Annotated in this window: 17 protein-coding genes and 1 pseudogene; 6 read left to right on the forward strand and 12 right to left on the reverse strand. The window is 69.3% G+C overall.

What is annotated here, in order from left to right; translation table 11 throughout:
• Nucleotides 1-23 precede the first annotated feature (23 nt).
• The 8 genes from AC069I_RS05320 to AC069I_RS05355 all read right to left on the reverse strand — a co-directional run bounded on the left by AC069I_RS05320 (nucleotide 24) and on the right by AC069I_RS05355 (nucleotide 10,312).
• Nucleotides 24-662, reverse strand: a complete 639-nt coding sequence (locus AC069I_RS05320) for a histidine phosphatase family protein (protein ID WP_478264895.1) — start codon at nucleotides 660-662, stop codon at nucleotides 24-26.
• A gap of 9 nt (nucleotides 663-671) precedes the next feature.
• Entirely contained in the window at nucleotides 672-1,304 is a 633-nt protein-coding gene (locus tag AC069I_RS05325) for a class F sortase (protein ID WP_478264896.1), read from the reverse strand.
• On the reverse strand, nucleotides 1,301-1,915 hold the full coding sequence (locus AC069I_RS05330) for an excalibur calcium-binding domain-containing protein (RefSeq protein WP_478223791.1): 615 nt from the start codon (nucleotides 1,913-1,915) through the stop codon (nucleotides 1,301-1,303). The genes AC069I_RS05325 and AC069I_RS05330 overlap by 4 nt, the downstream gene beginning before the upstream one ends.
• 134 nt (nucleotides 1,916-2,049) lie before the next feature.
• Nucleotides 2,050-3,195 carry a GAF domain-containing sensor histidine kinase gene (locus tag AC069I_RS05335; RefSeq protein WP_340685946.1) on the reverse strand — a complete coding sequence of 382 codons (1,146 nt, stop codon included), beginning with the start codon at nucleotides 3,193-3,195 and terminating at the stop codon, nucleotides 2,050-2,052.
• 14 nt (nucleotides 3,196-3,209) lie between these two features.
• Nucleotides 3,210-6,413 (reverse strand): thiol reductant ABC exporter subunit CydD, encoded by a 3,204-nt coding sequence (cydD, locus tag AC069I_RS05340; RefSeq protein WP_478264897.1) that lies wholly within the window; start codon nucleotides 6,411-6,413, stop codon nucleotides 3,210-3,212.
• 44 nt (nucleotides 6,414-6,457) lie between these two features.
• Complete coding sequence (gene cydB / locus AC069I_RS05345; RefSeq protein ID WP_478223793.1) at nucleotides 6,458-7,465, reverse strand: cytochrome d ubiquinol oxidase subunit II; 1,008 nt, start codon at nucleotides 7,463-7,465, stop codon at nucleotides 6,458-6,460.
• 300 nt (nucleotides 7,466-7,765) lie between these two features.
• On the reverse strand, nucleotides 7,766-9,277 hold the full coding sequence (locus AC069I_RS05350) for a cytochrome ubiquinol oxidase subunit I (RefSeq protein WP_478223794.1): 1,512 nt from the start codon (nucleotides 9,275-9,277) through the stop codon (nucleotides 7,766-7,768).
• 81 nt (nucleotides 9,278-9,358) lie between these two features.
• A complete protein-coding gene (locus AC069I_RS05355) occupies nucleotides 9,359-10,312 on the reverse strand; it encodes a S41 family peptidase (protein WP_478223795.1) in 954 nt (317 codons plus the stop codon).
• A gap of 188 nt (nucleotides 10,313-10,500) precedes the next feature.
• On the opposite strand from AC069I_RS05355, the gene AC069I_RS05360 reads away from it, so the two are divergent.
• Nucleotides 10,501-11,088, forward strand: a complete 588-nt coding sequence (locus AC069I_RS05360) for a TMEM165/GDT1 family protein (protein WP_478224434.1) — start codon at nucleotides 10,501-10,503, stop codon at nucleotides 11,086-11,088.
• An 88-nt stretch (nucleotides 11,089-11,176) separates the two neighbouring features.
• A complete protein-coding gene (locus AC069I_RS05365; RefSeq protein ID WP_478223796.1) occupies nucleotides 11,177-11,839 on the forward strand; it encodes a DUF998 domain-containing protein in 663 nt (220 codons plus the stop codon).
• A gap of 157 nt (nucleotides 11,840-11,996) precedes the next feature.
• Here AC069I_RS05365 and AC069I_RS05370 read toward each other — a convergent pair whose 3' ends face one another.
• Entirely contained in the window at nucleotides 11,997-12,638 is a 642-nt protein-coding gene (locus AC069I_RS05370) for an IclR family transcriptional regulator (protein ID WP_340685952.1), read from the reverse strand.
• Nucleotides 12,635-13,489: a hypothetical protein gene (locus AC069I_RS05375; protein ID WP_478224435.1), complete on the reverse strand. Its 855-nt coding sequence runs from the start codon at nucleotides 13,487-13,489 to the stop codon at nucleotides 12,635-12,637. Before AC069I_RS05375 ends, AC069I_RS05370 begins: the two co-directional genes overlap by 4 nt.
• An 85-nt stretch (nucleotides 13,490-13,574) precedes the next feature.
• Between AC069I_RS05375 and AC069I_RS05380 the strand changes: the two genes are divergently transcribed.
• The 3 genes from AC069I_RS05380 (at nucleotide 13,575) to AC069I_RS05390 (ending at nucleotide 17,501) form a co-directional block, all read left to right on the forward strand.
• The gene (locus AC069I_RS05380) at nucleotides 13,575-14,744 is read left to right on the forward strand and encodes a homogentisate 1,2-dioxygenase domain-containing protein (RefSeq protein WP_478264898.1); all 1,170 of its coding nucleotides are present in this window, start codon (nucleotides 13,575-13,577) and stop codon (nucleotides 14,742-14,744) included.
• A 187-nt stretch (nucleotides 14,745-14,931) separates the two neighbouring features.
• Nucleotides 14,932-16,749, forward strand: a complete 1,818-nt coding sequence (locus tag AC069I_RS05385; protein WP_478264899.1) for a substrate-binding and vWA domain-containing protein — start codon at nucleotides 14,932-14,934, stop codon at nucleotides 16,747-16,749.
• A gap of 11 nt (nucleotides 16,750-16,760) precedes the next feature.
• The gene (locus tag AC069I_RS05390; protein WP_478264900.1) at nucleotides 16,761-17,501 is read left to right on the forward strand and encodes a hypothetical protein; all 741 of its coding nucleotides are present in this window, start codon (nucleotides 16,761-16,763) and stop codon (nucleotides 17,499-17,501) included.
• Nucleotides 17,502-17,503: 2 nt separating this feature from the next.
• On the opposite strand, the gene AC069I_RS05395 is transcribed toward AC069I_RS05390, so the two are convergent.
• On the reverse strand, nucleotides 17,504-18,511 hold the full coding sequence (locus tag AC069I_RS05395) for a hypothetical protein (RefSeq protein WP_478264901.1): 1,008 nt from the start codon (nucleotides 18,509-18,511) through the stop codon (nucleotides 17,504-17,506).
• A 94-nt stretch (nucleotides 18,512-18,605) separates the two neighbouring features.
• Here AC069I_RS05395 and AC069I_RS05400 point away from each other — a divergent pair, with 94 nt between their 5' ends.
• Nucleotides 18,606-19,397, forward strand: coding sequence for a DUF2470 domain-containing protein (locus AC069I_RS05400; protein ID WP_478223801.1), 792 nt, complete (start codon nucleotides 18,606-18,608; stop codon nucleotides 19,395-19,397).
• Here AC069I_RS05400 and AC069I_RS05405 read toward each other — a convergent pair.
• Nucleotides 19,394-19,856: pseudogene (locus tag AC069I_RS05405) on the reverse strand (PPOX class F420-dependent oxidoreductase). The gene AC069I_RS05400 and the pseudogene AC069I_RS05405 sit on opposite strands and share 4 nt — an antisense overlap.
• Nucleotides 19,857-19,872 lie beyond the last annotated feature (16 nt).

Consider the following 19,872-nt stretch of genomic DNA (forward strand, 5'->3'; position numbering starts at 1 on the left):
CGTCACGGCTGGTACCGAGGCTATCAACGATCGGTCTCCCCGATCGGGAGATGGCCGATCCCGGCGAGCGTCACGACCTGCCGGTTGTGGAAGTAGTCGTCCTCACGCAGCACCGTGACGCTCCCGGGTGAACCGCGGAAGTCGACGTACCCGGCCGACTCGAGCGGCATCCGGATCCACGCGGCGATCACGAAGGTGAGCGCACCACCGTGCGTGACGACGATCTGGTGTTCGCAACGGCTTTCCAGGATCGACTCCATGGCCGCGTACACCCTCGCGGCCATCGCTCCTTTGGTTTCGGCGCCCGGGATTCCTTCGTCGTGTCCCAGCCGGTCCCCGACGGCGGGAGGCGGGACGAACCGGCTGTCCAGCCACTCCTGCGGCCTGCCACCGGCTTCCCCGTACGACTTCTCGCGCAGCCGCCGGTCCAGGATCGGGGTCACGCCGAGCCGTTCACCGATCAACTCGGCCGTCCGGGCGGTGCGGCGCAGATCCGAGGAGTACAGCTCCACCTGTTCCGGCACCTTCGCCCGCAGCGACTCGGCGACGGCGGCGGCCGCGCGTTCTCCGGGAGGAGTGAGTTCGGCGTCGAACCACCCGCCCACCAGGCGATCGACGTGGTGCGTGGCCTCCGGATGCGTGACGACGTAGACGGTGCGCATCCGGAGAATCTAAACGCGGGTCAGCTTCGCGAAGGCCACGACGTTGTCGAGGTAGTTGCCGGTCGAGGAGTCGAAATCACCGCCGCAGGTGATCAAGCGCAGTTCAGGCCCGGTCGTATCGCCGTAGACCTTCTCCGTGGGGAAAGACGACTTCGGATGCCGTTCGACGGCGTACACGGTGAACACCGCGGTGATCCCGTCCTCACGGTGGACCAGGGCTTCGTCGCCGACCTTGAGTTCCTTGAGCCGGACGAAGACGCCGGGGACCTTCTTGTAGTCGACGTGCCCGGCGAGGACTGCGGGCCCGATCTCACCGGGTGCCGGGCCGCCGGTGAACCAGCCGGTGGTGATCGCGTCGTGCGGCACCTCCAGGGTGCCGTCACCGGCGAGGCCGAGGTCGATGATCTCGCCGGTACTGACCCCGATAGCCGGGATCTCGAGCCTCGACGGCCGTGCGGGCGCGAGCGGTGGCGCTTCCACGGCCGAAAACATCGCCGAGGCCACCGTGGTGGGTGGTGCGGGCGACGCGACCTTGCCCGGCGGCGGGACGGCGCACGCGGTCAGCACGGCCGCGCACACCATCCCGATGAGGGTGCCGATGACCATCGGAAACGGCCATCGGCGCCAGAAAGATCCGGTCATCGCTCGGCACGCCGCCGGAGCATCAGTGACGCGCCCGCGGCCGTCGCGGTCAGCAGCGCCGCGCCGGTCAGCGCGACCGTGGCGACCTCCGGGAAACCGCCGTTGGTTTCGACCGGGCCCCCGCCGGTCGCGACGCCGCCGACGGGTTTGACCTTGACCTGACCCGATTTCGCGGGTTCGCCGAACCGGGATTCGCAGGCGTACCCGTCGTGGTCACCGTCGAGCTTGTGCGGGTCTCGCGGGTTCTTCTTGAGCTCGGCCTGTGCGGCGGCCTGCGAGGGGAAATCGGCGCAATCCTTGTCGGTGGATCGCGGTGCCCGCGTTTCAGTGGTGCTCGGCGGCGGAGTGGGCGTGGTCGTTTTGGTCGGCGCCGTTCCACGCTTGGGCCGCGTTTCACAGGCGATTCCGTCGTTGTCGTCGTCCAGGTTGTGCGGATCGGACCGATCTTTCTCGAGTTCGGCCTGAGCGTCTTCCTGATACTGGAAGTCACGGCAGTTGAGGTCGGCGATCGCGGGCGCTTCCGCCAGCGCGAACGCCACGGAAGCGGGTCCGAACAAGGAGAATCCGGCGAGAATGGCGGCCGCGCCGAGGGCGCGACGAATCGAGGACATGGGGAGTCCTTTCACTCGGAATTCGCGCTTTGAGCGCGTTCGATACACTTACAGTCGCGCACCGGCCCCAGCTGTTACTGATTAATCAGAATTCGCGAATTGTCACTCCAACGAGCGGCAAAGACCCGTTAATTTCACACGGTTTGATCGAGTGGAACGTCGAAAGCGACCAAGGTCCCCAGGCTCGGGGAAGAATTGATCGAAAAGCGCCCACCGGACGTCGTCGCGCGTTCGGCGAGATGCCGGAGGCCGCGTTTGGCCACCCCCTGCGGAACACCGGATCCGTTGTCCCGCACCCGGAGTTTGACGCCTTCCGCGTCGCGGCTGAGCGTCACGCGGGTCTCGCTCGCCCCGGAGTGCCTGACCACATTGGACAATGCTTCGCGCAGGGCGGCGCGGATGTGGTCCGCCTGTTCGGCGGGGATGTCGGCCAGTTCGCCCGACAGTTCGAGGGTCGGCGGGTAGCCGAGCAGCTCACCCGCGATGCGCACCTCACCCCGCGCGGACTCGGCGAGGTCGGTGGCGGTGACCGACTGGTTCGCGGGCTCCGGGCTGCGCAGGGCGCGCACGGTGCCGCGGATCTCTTCGATGGTCTGGTCGAGCTGGTCGATCGCCTCGGACAGCCGTGCGCCATCGGCCTGCGCGAAGCGTTTCCGCATGTTCTTGCGGACGCGGTCGAGCTGCATCCCGGCGCCGTAGAGACGCTGCACGATGACGTCGTGCAGTTCACGCGCGATGCGTTCGCGCTCTTGGTAGAGGGTCACGCGGTGGCGGGCGTTGGCGCCTTCCGCCAGCGCCAGCACCACACCCGCCTGCGCGGCGAACGCCGTGAGCACCTCGACCGTGCTGGCGGAGAACGGTTCCCCGCCGTGGCGGCGGTACACGGTGAGCGCGCCGAGGACGCGCCCGCCCGCGCCGAACGCCGACGCGGCGAAAGGCCCGAAGCCCTGGAGCTCCGGCGGTACGAACGGCGCCGTGCGGGGATCGACGGTGAAGTCCTCGCTGACCACCGGTTTCCCGCCCCTGGCGACCTGGCCCGCGGCGGAATCGGCGGAGAAGGCCAGCCCCCGGAGGCCTTGGGTGGTGTCCCCGTGCGCGGCCTCGGCGACCACCTGGCCGTCGTCCGCGCGCACCATGACGAGACCGAGGTCGGCCTCGGCCAGTTCGACGGCGCGGGCGACAACGGTCTCCAGCACGTCGCCCGGGTCTTCGCCGGACAGGGCGGTGCCGGTGATCTCGGTGGCGGCGGACAGTGCGCGCGCGGCAAGCGTGGGATCCATGAGCGCTATCGACATTAGACCGCTCCGGCCCTTGTTCGCGCTGTGACCCGGCCCTCCCGAACCTCCAGGATCACGTCCGCGCTGTCGGCTTCGGCGGCGTTGTGCGTGACGTGGACGACGGTCTTCCCGGCGAGTGCCTCGCCGAGCCGTTCGCGGACGCTGCGCGCGGTCGGTTCGTCGAGGTGGGCGGTGGGCTCGTCCAGCAGCACGAGATCGGCCCGGGCGGCACCGAGAACGGCCCGCGCCAGCGCGACCCGCTGCGCCTGTCCACCCGAGAGCCCGGCGCCGGCGCTATCGAGCATCGTCGTGAGCTCGACGTCCTCGAGAACGGCTTCGTACAAGGCTTTCCGCAAGTCGGCCTCGGACGCCGCCGGCTGAGCGAGACGCAGGTTCTCGGCGACCGTGGTCGAGACGAGCATCGGTTCCTGCGGCGCCCAGGCGACGTTCTCGGGAACGGCGACGTCACCCTTGCTCGGCTTGAGGAAGCCGAGCAGGGCCGCGACGAGCGTCGACTTCCCGGCGCCGCTCGGGCCGACGACGGCGACGTGCGTCCCGGGCGCGATGTCGAGGTCGACCCCGGTGAGGACCGGGCGCTCGGTGCCGGGCCAGCCGAGGTCGGCGTTCCGGATCCGCACCCCGCCGGTGCTATGAAAGGCCCCTTCATTGCAAATTTTGCTATGAAGGACGCCTTCATTGCACGCGGCGAGGCGCAGACGGGCCTGGCGAAGGGTGTCCCAGTGCTGCGCGGCGGGCGGAAGAAGGGAGAGGACCTCCGCCAGCGCGAGCGGCACCAGGGCGACCACGGGCGCGAGTACCGGGTTCAGCGCGCCTGCGGCGACGGCGCTCACCGCGAACCCGGTGCTCACGACGGTGGCGGCCCCCGTCGCCAGGATGATCAGGGCGTCGGCCGCTCCGGCGCCGAAGGCCTGTCGCCGGGCTTCGGCGGTCAGCGCGGCGTCGGTGGTGGCGATTCGGCGACGTCGCTCTTTGTCGGCCCCGTACGCGATCAGTTCGGCGGCGGCTTCGAACAGGCTCAGCACCTGCGCCGCCACCGAACGCCGTCCGGCGGCCAGCGCGCTGGTCGCGCGGCGTTCCGCCCGGAGCGCGAGCAGCGGCGCGAACGCACTGACCAGCACGGCCGCGGCCAGCGCGAGACCGGCTTCGGGCAGCACGACGGCCTGGACCGCGACGGCGCCGACGGCCACCAGCGCGACCACGATCAGCGGCGTGATCACGCGCGGAAGCAGGTCGCGCACGGTGTCGGTGTCGCCGACGAGCCGCCGCTGCTCCTCGCCGGCCCGAAGCGCTCGTGCCGGGCCGAGCCGCACCAGCGAATCCCACAGCCGGACGCGCAGGCTTCCGGCGATCCGGAACGCGGCGTCGTGCGTGACCAGCCGTTCGAGGTAACGCAGCCCCGCGCGGCCGAGACCGAACGTCCGCACGCCGACGATCAGCACCGTCAGGGTCAGGATCGGCGGCTGTTGCGACGCTTTGGCGATCAGCCAACCCGAAAGCGCGGTCAGCGCGACCCCGGCGAGCAACGCGGCGGCGCCGAGCAACGCGCCGCCGAAAAACCTGGGGTTCAGCAGGTCGCGCCAGGGCAGCGGCCGGATCGCCCGCGTTTCTTCCACGACTCCGGCTTCAGGTATCGCATTGGCCGACATGTCGACACCGGAGGTGCGCTCGTGGGCGGCGATGATCGCGGCGGCACCCTCGTCGACGGCTTCGCGGACCGCGGTCATGACGAGTGCGGCGTTGGCCTCGTCGAGGTGGGCGGTGGGTTCGTCGAGCAGGAGCAGCCACGCGCCCGACCGGACCCGCGTCAGCGCCCGCGCCACCGCGACACGCTGCCGTTGTCCTTGCGACAGCTTCGAAACCGGCCGCTCGGCGAGGCCGGCGAGCCCGAGTTCGCCGAGGACGTCTTCGCCGCCGGCCTCCTCGCGGACCGTGCCCCCGCCGAACACCGGCGACTGCGGCACCCAGGCGACGTTCTCCCGCCACCGCTCCAGATCGGCGTCGGCGAGGTCGGTACCGCCGACAGTGATCGACCCGTCGTGCGCCTGCACGAAGCCGAGCAGTGCGGCGAGCGTCGTCGATTTGCCGCCGCCGCTGGGCGCGCGCAACCAGGTGATCTCGCCGGGCCGGACGCTGAACGTCTCGCCGTCGGGCGCGAATCCTCCCCGCCTGGCGACACGCAGTCCGCGGACGTCGATCTCGCCCTGGGCGGGTGTCTCGGAACCGTTGTCCGGCAAGGATTCCGAGAGCACATCCGCGACGCGGCGGACGGCCTCGACGCCGTCCTCGCTGGCGTGGAACGCGGCACCGACCGCTCGCAGCGGCTGGTAGCACTCCGGTACGAGGATCAGCACGCCGAGCCCGATGGCCAGCGACAGTTCGCCGGAGACCAGGCGGACACCGATGACGACCGCGACCAGCGCGACCGAAAGCGTCGCGATCAGTTCCAGCGCGAACGCCGACGCGAAGGCGACCTTCAACGTCTTGAGCGTTGTGCGGCGATGACGTTCGGAGATCTTCCGGACCGTCTCGGCCTGCGCCCCGGCGCGGCGGAACGCGCTGAGGATCGGCAGTGCACGGACGAGTTCGAGCAGATGCCCCGACAGTCGTTGTTCGGCGTCGGCGGCTTCGGTGACCCGCTCGGCGGTGTGCTTGCCGATCAAGATGGCGAACAGCGGAACCAGCGGCACGGTGATCACGACGAGCACGGCCGACGGCCAGTCGGCGACCAGGATCGCGGCACCGGCGGCGAGCGGCACGATCGCGGCGGTCACCAATGCCGGGAGATACTGGGTGAAGTAGGCGTCGAGCGCGTCGAGTCCCTTGGTGGTCAACGACGTCAGCTCGCCGTGACCGCGGCGCGCGATCCATTCCGGGCCGAGTTTCAAGGCGTGGTCGAGGGCTTTGGCACGCAGCTCCTCTTTCGCGCGGGCGGCCGCGCGAACGGAAACGATCCGCACCGCCCAGCCGGTCAGCGCGCGCCCGGCGACGAGTGCGAGCAGCACGGCCAGCTGGGCGGTGCGGTCCCCCGGTGTTCCGCGGACGACCGCGGAGAGGACATCGGCCAGCAGGAACGCCTGTCCCACCAGCAAGACCGCGTTGACGAAGGACAGGGTCCCGCTGAGGATCAACGCCCGGCGCGCCGCACTCGAAAGTGGAGCCAGCGCGCCGAGCGGACCCTTCCCCGGTCGCGCTGGGTCCATTGTGGACTCCGTGGCGGAAAGGGTGTCGCGGCCGGGAAGTTCGGTCATGGCGCGTGGACCGGTGGGATGTGCCGGGTGCCGATGCGCTTGCGGAACACCCAGTACGTCCAGCCTTGGTAGATCAGGACGGCGGGAGCGCCGAACAGCGCGACCCAGGTCATCACGGTCAAGGTGTACGGGCTCGACGCCTCGCCCGCGATCGTCAACGTGTTCGCCGGGTCCACAGTGGACGGCAGGACGTTCGGGTACAGGGCGACGAAGATCGCGACGGCGGACGCCGCGATGACCCCGCCGAGCGCGGCGAACGCCTGCCCCTCGCGGCCGGCGCGGATCTTGAACCACGCGAGCACCGCGGCGAGGACCGCGACGCCGATGAGGAGCAGCGTCCACAGGTCGCCCGAGCGCAGCTGCACGAGGATGAGGAACGCGAGCAACGGCATCAGCGCGACCGGGAGCAGGCGGGTGGCCAGGTTCCGCGCCCGGTGGCGGAGGTCGCCTTCGGTCTTGAGCGCGAGGAACGCGGCGCCGTGGACCAGCGAGAACCCGACGACCGCGATCGCGCCGAGCAGCGTTTCGACGCTGAGTGCGGCGAACGGGCCGCCGACGCGGTCGCCGTCGGCGTCGAGCGGGAGACCGAGGACGGTGGTCGCGAGGAGGAGGCCGACGCCGAACGGCGGGATCCACGAGCCGATGCCGATGACGCGGTCCCAGTTGCGGCGCCAGCGATCGGAGTCGACCTTGCCGCGGTATTCGAACGCGACGCCGCGGCCGATGAGGGCGAGCAGGACCACCAGGAGCGGGAGATACGCGGCCGAGAACAGTGACGCGTACCAGCCGGGGAACGCGGCGAACATCGCGCCGCCGGCGACGATCAGCCAGACCTCGTTGCCGTCCCAGACCGGGCCGATCGTGTTGACCATGACGCGGCGCTCGGTGTTGTCCTTCGCGAGGACCGGCATGAGCATGCCGACGCCGAAGTCGAAGCCTTCGAGGAAGAGGTAGCCGAGCCAGAACAGGGCGATGACGCAGAACCAGATCGTTTCGAGGGTCATCGGGCACTCCTGCTTGCTTCGTTCACTTCGAGTGCTTGCACTGCTTCGACAGCCTTCGCTCGGCGCTGAGCCGCTTCCCGCGCCGGGACGTTGCGAAAGTGGCTTTCACAACGCCTCGTGACCGCCCGAGCCCGCCCGAGCAGCCCCCTCAAGCCCCGGTCGCCCTGAGTTATCCACAACCGCTCAAGTTGTCCACAGATCGGCTGTGGGTAACCCGCCTGAGCGATACCCCCGATACGCTGGGTGCGGGGCCGTCCCCCGGGAAGGGCGGGGGGCTGGGTAGGTGACGTAAAGAGGCGATCAGTAGGCGAAGGCCAGCGCGTCGTCATCGCCGTCACCGCCTTTCGAGTCGCTGTTTTCGCTGGTCGAGGCCGGTTTCTTGGGTGGCATGACCGCGTCGACGCCGCCGCGGACGTACTTCCGCATCAGGTAGACCTCGACCACGCCGAGTACCGCGTAGACGGTCGTCAGAGCGATCAGCGACGTCCAGACCTCGCCTGTGGACAACTTCGAGACCGCCTGCGCGGTGAACATCCACACCCCGTCGACACCGGTCGGGTTCGGCACCACCACGAACGGCTGACGGCCCATCTCGGTGAAGATCCAGCCGGCGCTGTTGCCGATGAACGGGGTCGCGATCCCGCCGAGCACGAGCCACGGGAACCACCGCTGCCCCGGGATCCGCCCACGCCGGGTCAGCCACAGCGCGAGCACCCCGATCCCGGCCGAGATCGCGCCGAAGCCGATCATCGCGCGGAAACCCCAGTAGGTCACCGGCAGGTTGGGCACGTAGTCGATCGGCTTGCCCGCGAGCGAACCGAGCTGCGGGTCGTCCGGGTAGTTCGTGCCGTACTTCGCCTGGTATTCGGTCACCAGGTTCTCAACGCCCTTGACCTCGGTCGAGAAGTCGTTGTGCGCCAAGAACGAAAGCAGGGCGGGCACATTGAACGTCTTGACGTCCTCGCAGTTGGCGTTCCGCACGTCGCCGATCGCGATGATCGAGAAGCTCGCCGGTTTCTCCGTGTGGCACAACGCTTCCGCCGACGCCATCTTCATCGGCTGCTGCTCGAACATCAGCTTGCCCTGCAGGTCGCCGGTGATCGCCAGCACCGCGAACGCCACCACGCCGGTCCAGCCGCCGAGACGCAACGACGAACGCCACACCGCGCGGTGCTCGTCGTCCTCCGAACGCTTGCGCCACAGCTGCCAGCCCGCGACACCGACCAGGAACGCCGCGGCCACCGAGAAGGCGCCCGCGAGCGTGTGCGGGATCGCGGCCAGCGCGGTGTTGTTCGTCAGCACCGCCCAGATCGAGTTCATCGTCGGCTTCCCGTCGACGAACTCGACCCCGACCGGATGCTGCATCCACGAGTTCGCCGCCAGGATGAAGTACGCGGACGCCACCGTCGCCAGCGAGTACGCCCACGCGCACGCCAGGTGGACCTTCTTCGGCAGTTTGTCCCAGCCGAAGATCCACAGCCCCAGGAAGGTCGACTCGACGAAGAACGCGACAAGCCCCTCCATCGCCAGCGGCGCGCCGAACACGTCACCGACGAATCGCGAGTACGCGCTCCAGTTCATCCCGAACTGGAACTCCTGCACGATGCCGGTGACCACGCCCATCGCGAAGTTGACCAGCAGGAGTTTTCCCCAGAACTTGGTCATCTTCAGGTACCGCTGATCACCCGTGCGGACCCAGGCCGTCTGCATCCCGGCGACCAGGACCGAAAGCCCGATGGTCAGCGGGACCATCAGGAAGTGGTAGACGGTGGTGATGCCGAACTGCCACCGAGCGAGATCGAGAACTTCCACGCCTCAAGCCTGCTCAACGCCCGATGAGCCCGCCAGTTCAAGTGGTCCCGATCTCGCCGGGACGTAGGTCCCGCGCCCTGGTCAGCCGAGGCCGGCGAGTGTGAGCCTCGCCTCGTCGGCGACCTGCCGCCGCACACCCGAATCCCCCAGCGTCAGCACGTGTTCCAGCGCCAACGCGTACGCCGTGTCGAAAGCGGCCTCGACGTCGACGGCGATGTCGGGCTGAACGCCGACGCCTTCCCAGTTGGTCCCCGTGACCGGGTTCACGGCCCGTCCACCCGGGACGGTGACGTCCAAATGGGTGTCCACTTTGTACTGTCGCCGCGGGTTCGCCCCGCCGCCGGTGACCGCGCCCACCGTCTTCGCCCGCCCCAGTTGCTGCAAGGAGTAGCTCAGATCCTCGGCGCCGGAGAACGTCGTCGGCCCGGTCAGCACCCACACCGGCTTGTCCGCGCCGAACTTGCGGCCCGGTACGTACGGCAGCGTCCAGAACTGGTTGGTCACGTCGCCGTCGCGCAGATAGATACTGTTGAAATGCGTCGGCTCGCCGACCAGATAGCTGATCAGCAGCGCGACCGCCATCGGATCCCCGCCCCGGTTCTCCCGGACGTCGACGATCAGCGCGTCGGTGGTCGCGAGCAGCGTCATCGCCGCGGCCAGCGCCTCGCCGGCGATATCCGGCCCGTAGAGCAGCTTGGTCTCCAGGTAGCCGACGTTCCCGGCCAGCCGCCGCGCCGACGCGATGCCATGGCCGTTCAGCTCCGCCTCGCGCCGATACTGCTCGGGATCGAACGACTCCCCGTCCACCTCGGGCAACGGGTCGACGTGATGCCGCAGCCGCAGGTGTTTGTCCCCGTTGACCGACTGCAGGTCCTGGGTGACCGCGACGGCGAACGCTTGATCGTCGAGGCCCGCGTACGCGCCGTCACTCAGCCTCGCCCGCAGGAGCACCGTCAGCTTCTCGGCGACGTCGGGGAACACATAGTGCTCCTTCAGCCGTTTGCACACGTCTTCGATCCGCGCTCTCTCGTCCATGCGCCCGGACGCTACCAGCGGAGCCGGAAAAAAGAATTCGGTTTGCCGAAAACTCAATTCAGCCCAGCCATGAAATACAATTCGCCCGCACATCCCATGCGATTCGGAAAAGCCATCAGCTTGCCTTTATCTGAAACACCCCTTTATCGTTGCAGTGAAAGGGGTGAAGCACTGTCATGTCGAGCTCGATGCTGGCGCTGATCAGCGCGTTTGGCCTGGTAATGGCCGTGGAGCTACCGGACAAGACCCTCGTCGCCACCCTGGTTCTCACCACCCGTTTCCGCGCGTGGCCGGTATTCGTCGGGGTCACCGCCGCATTCGCCGTGCAATCCGCGATCGCCGCCACCTTCGGCAGCGTGCTCACTTTGCTGCCGGAGACACTGGTGACCGTGATCGTCGCCGCGATGTTCGGAATCGGCGCGTTCATGCTCCTTCGTGAAGGGTTCAGTACCGGCAAGGACGGCGGAGAGGACGCGTCGCGCTCCGGGCCGAGCCCCGCGACCTTCTTCCGCTCCGCGCTGACGTCGTTCGGCGTGCTGTTCGCCGCCGAATGGGGCGACGCCTCCCAGCTCGCGACAGCCAGCCTCACGGCTCGCTTCGGCAACCCGTTCGCGGTCGCCCTCGGCTCCTTCGTCGCGCTTGTCGCCGTCGCCGGGCTCGCCGTCTTCATCGGCGCGAAGGTCCGCAGCCGGATCCGTCCCAAGCTCATCCAGCGCGTGGCGGGATTCGTCTTCGCCGGGTTCTCGCTGTTCGCGCTGGCCCAGCTGGCGTTCTGAGGCGCACGGGGTCTTCACAGGTTCGCCGGGTAACCTTTCGGGAACGAAAAGGTGAACACCCGCCCCGACGTGCCTGGAGAAACCGGTCGTGACCTCGCCGAAGACACTCGCCGTTTCCCCTGTGCACGGCAGGCTCGCGGTCTTCGGCATGGCCGTCGCGGTCGCCATCTCGATCGACCTGCACCTGAGGCTGTCCAGCCAGGTCAGCCCGATCTGGCAGACGCTGTCCGAGTACGTCTACGGCTACCTCTCGCCCGGTTCGACGGCGGCCCCGCTGTTCGGCGCGATGTGCCTGGCGCTGGGGTTCGGCTCGCTCGCCCTGCTCGGCGGGATCGCGAAAGCGCACCGGCGCGGCTACGAGTCCGTCCTCGTCCTCCTCGGTGTGTGGTGCGCCGGGCTGTTCGTCCTCGCGCTCGTCCCCGTCGACCCCGAGGGCCAGGCCCGGTCACTGGCCGGGCAGATCCACAACTACGCGGCGCTGGCGGCCTTCCTGGCGCTCCCCGCCGCCGCCTGGGTGCTGACCCGCCCCGGCCGGGCACGATGCCCGTGGGAGCCGCGCCGCACGACGATCCGGCGGCTTTCGGTGGCCAGCTTCGCCGCGGTGGTGATCGTGCTAGGCGGATTCGTCTGGACGATGCTCACCGGCCCGTCGCATCAGGAGGTCACGCTCGGCCTGTTCGAGCGGCTGCTGTTCGCGGTCGACCTCACGCTGCTGGCGACCATGGTCCGCCCGCTGCTCAGCCACCGCTGAGAGCCTGTTGGCGGAGCTGAGACGTACCCGCCCCGGCCGAAGGCCCCGGCTATCGCGGTGGCAGGGTGCCCTGTTCGCTTCATCGTGACCTGGATGACCAGGCAGCGCCCTGCCGACGTCGATCGCGGACGCGGGTTTCACCAACAGACACTGAGCGCTACTCGGGCTGTTTCAGCACCTCGGCCAGCCGGACGGCGGCCGCCACGACCGCCGGACCCACCACGGACGCGTCCAGCGGCTCCAGGGACACGACACCCAGGCTGGCCTTCAAGCCCGGCACCCCCCGCACGGGTGCGGCGACCCCGGAGGCACCCGCTTCCAGCTCACCCGACGAGGTGACCCAGCCCTCGCCGCCGCCGGGACGCAGCGTGATCGCCTTGCCCGCGGCGCCGGCGGACAGCGGATGCCGGGTACCGACGCGGTAGGCGACGTGGAAGCTCGTCCAGGACGGTTCGACGACCGCGACGGCCTGCGCCTGGTCTCCCTGCGCGACCGACAGGTGCGCGGTCGCGCCGACCTTCTCCGCCAGCTCACGCAGGACCGGCCTCGCGGCCTCGCGGAGCTGCGGGAGGACCTGTCCGGCGAGCCGGAGCAGGCCGACCCCCAGCCGTACCTTGTTGCCGTCACGCCACACCAGTCCGCGTTCGGACAGCGGGACGAGCAGCCGGTAGACGGCGGCCCGGCTCGCGCCGATGGCGACGGCGAGTTCGGAGATCGTCGCCGCCTCGCCACCGGCGTCCGCGACCGCTTGGAGCAGCGCGAGCCCCCGGTCCAGGGTCAGCGACCCTTCACGAGTCACAGCAACCCGAGTTCCCCGAGGTCGGCGACCGGCTCGTCGAACGAGGCCGCCGCGTACGAGGCGAAGAGCCCGCGAACGGCCTTCGCCGCCTCGTCCGACATCCCCTTGGCCTCGGCGGCCAGCGCGGCGCCGTCGGTCGATTCGAGGGCCGCGCGCACGTCACCGCCCGAAAGGCAGCGCGCGGACGCCACGATCAGGTTCAGGAACCCGTGGTGGGTGAAGCCGCTCGACTCCTCGGTGTGCCGGACGGCGCGGTGCAGGCTGTTCGTCGCCTTGAACGACGCCCCTGTCGAGCCGCTGACGACCGCGAGGAAGTCCGCGACCTCGTCGACGCTGGGGAAGTTCTCACCCGCTTTGCCGCCGCAGCGGATCTTCGGCCAGCTGCCGTGCTCGATCACCTTCCGCACGCCGTCCAGCCAGCCGACGCCGCGCCGCGGCTCGACCACGCGGATGACGTCCTCGGGCACGAACTCGGAGACCCGCTCCAGCCAGACCTCGTCGACGTCCGACGGCGCCGGCATCTCCACCATGCGCAGACTGAGGATCTCGCTGCGCGATTCGACGATCGAGATCGCCTTCGGGACGCCGCCGAGGCCGGTGTCGATGATGAGCGACAGCGGCAGCGGTTCCTTGGGTTTGATCTTGATGAGTTCCGTGATGAGCTCGGGCAGCCGCGACGCCTGGCACAGGAACACACCGAGGACGCCGGAGTGCTCACCGGCCCTCGACACGAAGTGCGCTCGCAGCGCTTCGGGCATGGACGCCTCGCCGGGCGGGAACAACGCCGAGTCGTCGACGAGCCGCGCGAACAGGGGAGGGATTCCTCGGGGGCCGGGTGGCGTGAGTTCCACAGCGCTTGACACGACTGACACGCTAGTAGCGTACGACATCAGGACAAAATCGTTCGCACAACGGACACGTTCCGGGGAGATTCCGATGCCTTACTACCGGCAGGTAGGCGAGATCCCGCACAAGCGCCACACGGCGTTCCGCAAGCCCGACGGGGGCCTGTACGCCGAGGAACTGATGGGTGTCGAGGGCTTCTCGGCGGACTCGGCGCTGCTGTACCACCGCGGGCTGCCCACCGCGATCGTCGACGCGGTCGCGATCGAGGACGAGCGCGGCCCCATCACCCCGAACCACCCGCTCAAGCCCCGCGCGTTCAAGACCCAGGACCTCAAGTTCGGCGACGCCGACGCGGTCACCGACCGGCGGCGGCTGTTCGGCAACGCCGACGTCACCATCGGCTTCGTCCACGCGACCAAGCCGTCGCCGCTGTACCGCAACGCCGCGGGCGACGAACTGTTCTACGTCCAGGGCGGCGGCGCGACCGTCGAGACGATCTACGGCTCCCTGGAGGTCGGGGACGGCGACTATCTCGTCATCCCGACGTCGTGCACCTACCGTGTGCTCCCGCACGATGAGGTCAAACTGCTGACCATCGAGGCGCGCGGCCACATCGGCCCGCCGAAGCGGTACCTGTCGGCGAAGGGCCAGTTCCTGGAGCACTCGCCGTACTGCGAACGCGACATCCGCGGCCCGTCCGAGCCGCTGGTCGTGGACGGCACCGACGTCGAGGTCCTCGTGCGGCACCGCGCCGGGCTGACGCGCTACACCTACGCGACCCACCCGTTCGACGTCGTCGGCTGGGACGGCTGCCTGTACCCATGGGCGTTCAACATCGACGACTTCGAGCCGATCACCGGCCGCGTGCACCAGCCGCCGCCCGTGCACCAGACGTTCGAGGGCCCGAACTTCGTGGTCTGCTCGTTCTGCCCGCGCAAGGTCGACTACCACCCCGAGTCGATCCCGGTGCCGTACAACCACGCGAACGTCGACTCGGACGAGCTGATGTTCTACGTGCGCGGGAACTACGAGGCGCGCAAGGGCTCCGGGATCGGGGTCGGCTCGCTTTCGCTGCACCCGTCCGGCTTCACGCACGGGCCGCAGCCCGGGGCGGCGGAAGCGTCGATCGGGGCGCAGTTCTTCGACGAGACCGCGGTCATGGTGGACACCTTCGCGCCGCTGGACCTCGGTGAGGCGGCCGACGCGTCGGAAGACCCCGGCTACGCGTGGACCTGGTCCGGCCGGGGCCCCGGCGCTTAGTGCCCATGCATTTAGTCCTCTGAATGCGGTATTCGAAGGCCGGCGCGAGCAGGCGCTCACGCATTCAGAGGACTAAATGCGGGAACGTGGCGGGATAAGTACCGCCACGGCCGCAACGGTTCGGCAACGCCAAGCCTGGCAAGGCGAAACCTCCGGATAATCGGTGTTTCTCACCGGGAGGTTCTCCATGGTCGTGAATCCAGGGCAGTCCCGCGGCGGCCGCAAGGTGCTGGCGTTCGTGGCCGCCGCGGTGGTCGCGATCGGGTTGATCATCGGTTTGCGCGCGATCACGAGCGACTCCGGCGAAGAGGCCGTCGAGGCGAAGTGCACCACCGGTGACGCCGTCAAGCTGCAGGTGTCGTCGTCGCCGGAGAAGGCGGGCGTGGTCGCCGAGATCGCCAAGGGCTACAGCGGCCGCACGGTGGCCGGACGCTGCGTCGACGTGCTCGTGCGGTCGAAATCGTCCGGCACCGCGATGCAGGCGCTGTCCCGCGGCTGGAACGAGGCGGTGGACGGCCCGCGCCCGGACGTCTGGACACCCGCCGCGTCGGGCTGGGTGAACCTGTTGCGCCAGAACCTCACCGGCTCCGACCACCCCGCGCTGGTGCCCGAGGGCGACCCGGAATCGGTCGCGAACGCGCCGCTGGTCGTCGCGATGCCGAAACCGATGGCCGAGGCGCTCGGCTGGCCGGGCAAGGGCATCGGCTGGAAGGATCTCGCCGCGCTGGCCACGGATCCGCAGGGCTGGGCGAAATACGGCCACCCGGAATGGGGGAAGTTCCGGCTGGGCAAGACGAATCCGAACATCTCGACCTCCGGCCTCAACGCCACCATCGGCGCCTACTACGCGGCGACGGGCACGTCTTCCGACCTCACCGCGAACGCGCTCGCGAAGCCGGAGGCGCGGACGTTCGTGCAGAACGTCGAGCAGGCCATCGTCCACTACGGCGACAACACGCTGACGTTCCTGACGAACCTGCAGAAGGCCGACGACCGCGGCGCCGCGATGTCGTACATCTCGGCGGTCACGGTCGAGGAGAACTCGCTCGTCGGCTACAACCAGGGCAATCCCACCAACGACCCGGCGAAACGCGGGCAGCACGCGCCGCCGAAGGTGCCGCTCGTGGGGATCTATCCGAGCGACGGCACGCTCAACTCCGATCACCCGTTCACCGTGCTGAACTGGGCCGACGATCTCCACAAGCAGGTCGCGGCGGACTTCCTCGCGCATCTGCGCGGCGCCGAAGCGCAGCAGAAGTTCAGTGACATCGGCTTCCGCACGTTCGACGGCAAGCCCGGTTCGCAGACAACGAAGGAGAACGGCGCCGAGCCGGATTCGAAGCTCAACCTCATCCGCCCGCCGAGCCCGCCGGTGCTGACCGAGGTGCTGAAGTCGTGGAAGGACCTGCGGAAGAAGGCGAACGTGCTGCTGGTCGTCGACGTCTCCGGGTCGATGGGCGACGGCGTCGGCGGGACCGGGAAGAACAAGATGGATCTCGCGAAACAGGCGGCCGTGGCGTCGTTGCCGCAGTTCAGCGACGCGGACAAGGTCGGGCTGTGGATGTTCTCGACGAAACTCGACGGCGACAAGGACTTCGTGGAGCTGCGGCCGGTGTCGCCGATCGGCGGTGAACCGGGCAGGCAGGAGCTGGCGTCGCGGCTGAACGGGCTGACCCCGCAGAACGGCACGGGGCTCTACGATTCGTCGCTCGCCGCGTACGAGTTCATGAAGCAGCGGCTGGATCCGAACGCGATCAACGCGGTCGTCGTGCTCACCGACGGCCGGAACGAGGATCCCGGCGGTATCGATCTGCCGAACCTCGTCGGACGGCTGCGGGCCGAGGGCGGCGGCGAAGCGGTGCGGCTGTTCACCATCGCGTACGGGTCCGACGCCGATCTGGACGTGCTCAAGGAGATCGCCGAGACCACCCAGGGGGTCGGGTACGACTCGTCCGAACCGGACTCGATCGACCAGGTCTTCACCGCCGTGATCTCGAATTTCTGAGATCCTCGGTTATGCGTTTCGTCCGTGAACTCGGTGAGCCGTGGGGACTGCTCCTCGCGGCGACGTCGGCGGGGGCGGCCTGGGCCGTGCAGCTGCCGGTGCTCGCCGCGCTCGGCGTCGGCGTGACCGTGCTGGCCGCCCGCGCCGGAGTCGCCGCCGCCACGCGGCCGAAACCCTTGCCAGAGCCCGAAGAACGGCCATTCCCCGAAGTCAAGCCCGGTTCCCCGGAGGCGGATTGGCTGCGGCGCGCGGAGGCCGCGGCCGACGGGTTCCGGTCGATTTCCGCTTCGCTCGACACCGGACCGCTCGCCGGCCGGGTGGCCGACATGGAACCGGTGGTGCGGGAAACCGTCGACACCCTCCGGCGCCTGGCCGCCCGCACGTCCGCCACCGGGAAGGCGCTGGCGCGCGTGGACCTCGGCGCGGTGTCGGCCGAAAAAGCCAGGCTGCGGAAGGATTTGAAGACCGCCGACGACGACATCCGCGGCGACCTGACCCAGTCGCTCGAAGCCGTGCAAGCACAGGAGGACGTGCACGCGCGGCTTTCGAGCGCGCAGCGGAAACTGCTGGCACAGCTGCGATCCGGCGCGCTCGGACTCGACGGCCTGGTCGCCAGGGCGGCCGAATTGTCCGCCGCCACCGGGGATTCGCTGCTCGACACGACGACCATCGGCGAGCTGAGCGAACAACTGGAAGGGATCCGGCGAGGTGTCGTGGAGACCGAGGAGGCGACCCGGCGCTCGCTCGGCTGACGTCACCGGCCGAATCGGACCGGTCCGAAAACCGCGTGACCGGGCACTCCGGCCTTCGCCGTCTTCCCGGCCGCGGGCACGCCGAGCACCCACAGCCGTCCGGTCGCGGCGATGTTCGCGGCCAGCGACGGATCCGAACCACCGGCGGTGACGCCGACCTCGCGTCCGTCGGGCAGGACGGTCCTGCCCTTCACGGTGACCATGCCGAACTGGTTGACCGAGGCAGGCCCGGGCACGACGGCGAGTTCGGTCCACCGCGGCTCGGGCAGCTTCCTGAGCAGCATCACCGCGACGATCGCGAGCCCGAGGGCGCCCACCGCGCAGCCGTAGCCGAAGAACCACGTCACCTTCACCACGACGCTGTCCCGCCGCGGATAGTCGACCGCCGTCCAGAAGCCGAACGCGCTCGCGACGAGCAGCATCGCGACAGTGATGAAGTAGTACGCCGCGAGAAAACGCCGCTGGGTCGCGAGCATCCGGCCCGGCGACACCGGCTCCGCGGCGAACGGGATCGAGCCCTTCACCGCGGTGTCGCGGAACGCACCGCGGCGCGGGACGACGACACCGGGCAGCACGACGAACGGGCCGAGCACCCAGAGCCGTCGCTGGGCCGCGAGTTGCGCCCGGAGCGGAGCGGGTAACCGCACGACGAGCCACCGCCCGTCCAGGGGAACGCTCACCCGTGCACCGGCGACGACGGCGCCGTCCAGCCCGTTCACCAGGCGGAACGGCTTGCCGGTGAGCTTCCGCATCGAGGAGGATCCGGCAAGGGCGGAGTAGCCGAAGTACACCGAAGACGGTGTCATGAAGACCAGAAGGGCCAGGGGCGCGGCGATCCCGTGTCCCCCGGACACCGCGAGCACGACGCCCAGCGCCACGAGCAGTCCGGTCGCGATGGCCATCGTCCCGGCGGTGACGGTGTTGCGGTCGAGCAGGTCCACCAGGACCGGCATGTTCGTCGCCGGAATCCCTTCGGGTGGTTCGAGCACCCGGATTCCGTGGGTTTCCACCTGGTCAACGTATACGGATGCGGTGAGACGTGATCCAGGCTACTTCCACTCGGTGGCCAGATCAGGTTAGGCTCACCTAACCAGGAGGTGAGCCGTGACCACACCGACGTCCATCCGCCGCCCGCCGGCGCCGAACCCCGCCGAACGCGCGAAGACGATCGCGACCCGCAACGGGCCGGCGACGCTGATGCCGACCGCGGAGCAGCGTGACCAGCCAGGACAGTACGGCCGTGTCATCCCCGAACTGCACCACGTGCACACGAGCGGCAGCGTCAGCATCCTGCTGCCGGACGAGCACCACCTGGTGAAACGCGCGCACGAGGCCCAGCGCGGCGAGCTCGCGGTGATGGTCGAACTGACCGATCAGGCGCCGGTCGACCTGCGGGAACCCATCCGCGGGCTGCTGTGGATCACGGGCTGGCTCCGCCCGCTCTCCGAGGTTTCGGCGCGGGCCCGCGCGGTCTCGATCGCCGAGACCCGGCCGGACGAGCGGCTCCTGGACGTCGGGCACGGCCTGACGCTGCTGCGGCTGACCCCGGCGTCACTGGTCCTCGCCGACGCCGAGGGCACGCATTCGCTCCGGCCGCACATGTTCAGCGCCGCGCCGCCGGATCCGTTCCACGACTACGAGGCCGACTGGCTGCGGCATCTGGAGACCGACCACGCCGACGTCGTCCAGCAGCTCGCCAAACACGTGCCCGCCGAACTGCGCGGCGGGTGGATCCGGCCGCTCGGGCTGGACCGCTACGGGCTGCGGCTGCGGGTCGAGGCCGACTCCGGCGACCACGACGTCCGGCTCGCGTTCTCGCGTCCGGTCGAAGGTCCGCAGCAGCTGAGCGGCGAGATCCGCCGTCTCGTCGGCTGCCCGTACTTTCCGCAGGGTTAGGCCAGCTCTGCCGGGAAACCGCCCTTGGCAATCGGACCCCACGACTCGATGGTGACGCGGATGATGCTCTTGCCCTGCTTGACCATCGCTTCGCGGTACTCGTCCCAGTCGGGGTGCTCACCGGAGATCGCGCGGAAGTAGTCGACCAGCGGCTCGATCGAATCGGGCAGGTCGAGCACCTCGGCGGTGCCGTTCAGCTGGACCCACCGGTCGTTCCACTCGTCGGAGAGGACGCAGGCGGACACCTTCGGCTCGCGCCGGATGTTGACGACCTTCGCGCGCTTCGGGTACGTGGAGATGACCAGCCGACCTTCGGCGTCGACACCGCAGGTCACCGGGGAAAGCTGGGAGCCGCCGTCGGCCTTGGTGGTCATCAGGATGGCGCGGTGACGGGTGGACAGGAAGTCGACGAGCGCGGCGCGGTCGAGGAGTTTCGTTGGTCGCGATGCTCCTTGGCATGACCCGACGGTAACGT

It is taken from the genome of Amycolatopsis sp. NPDC043885 (assembly GCF_056435685.1).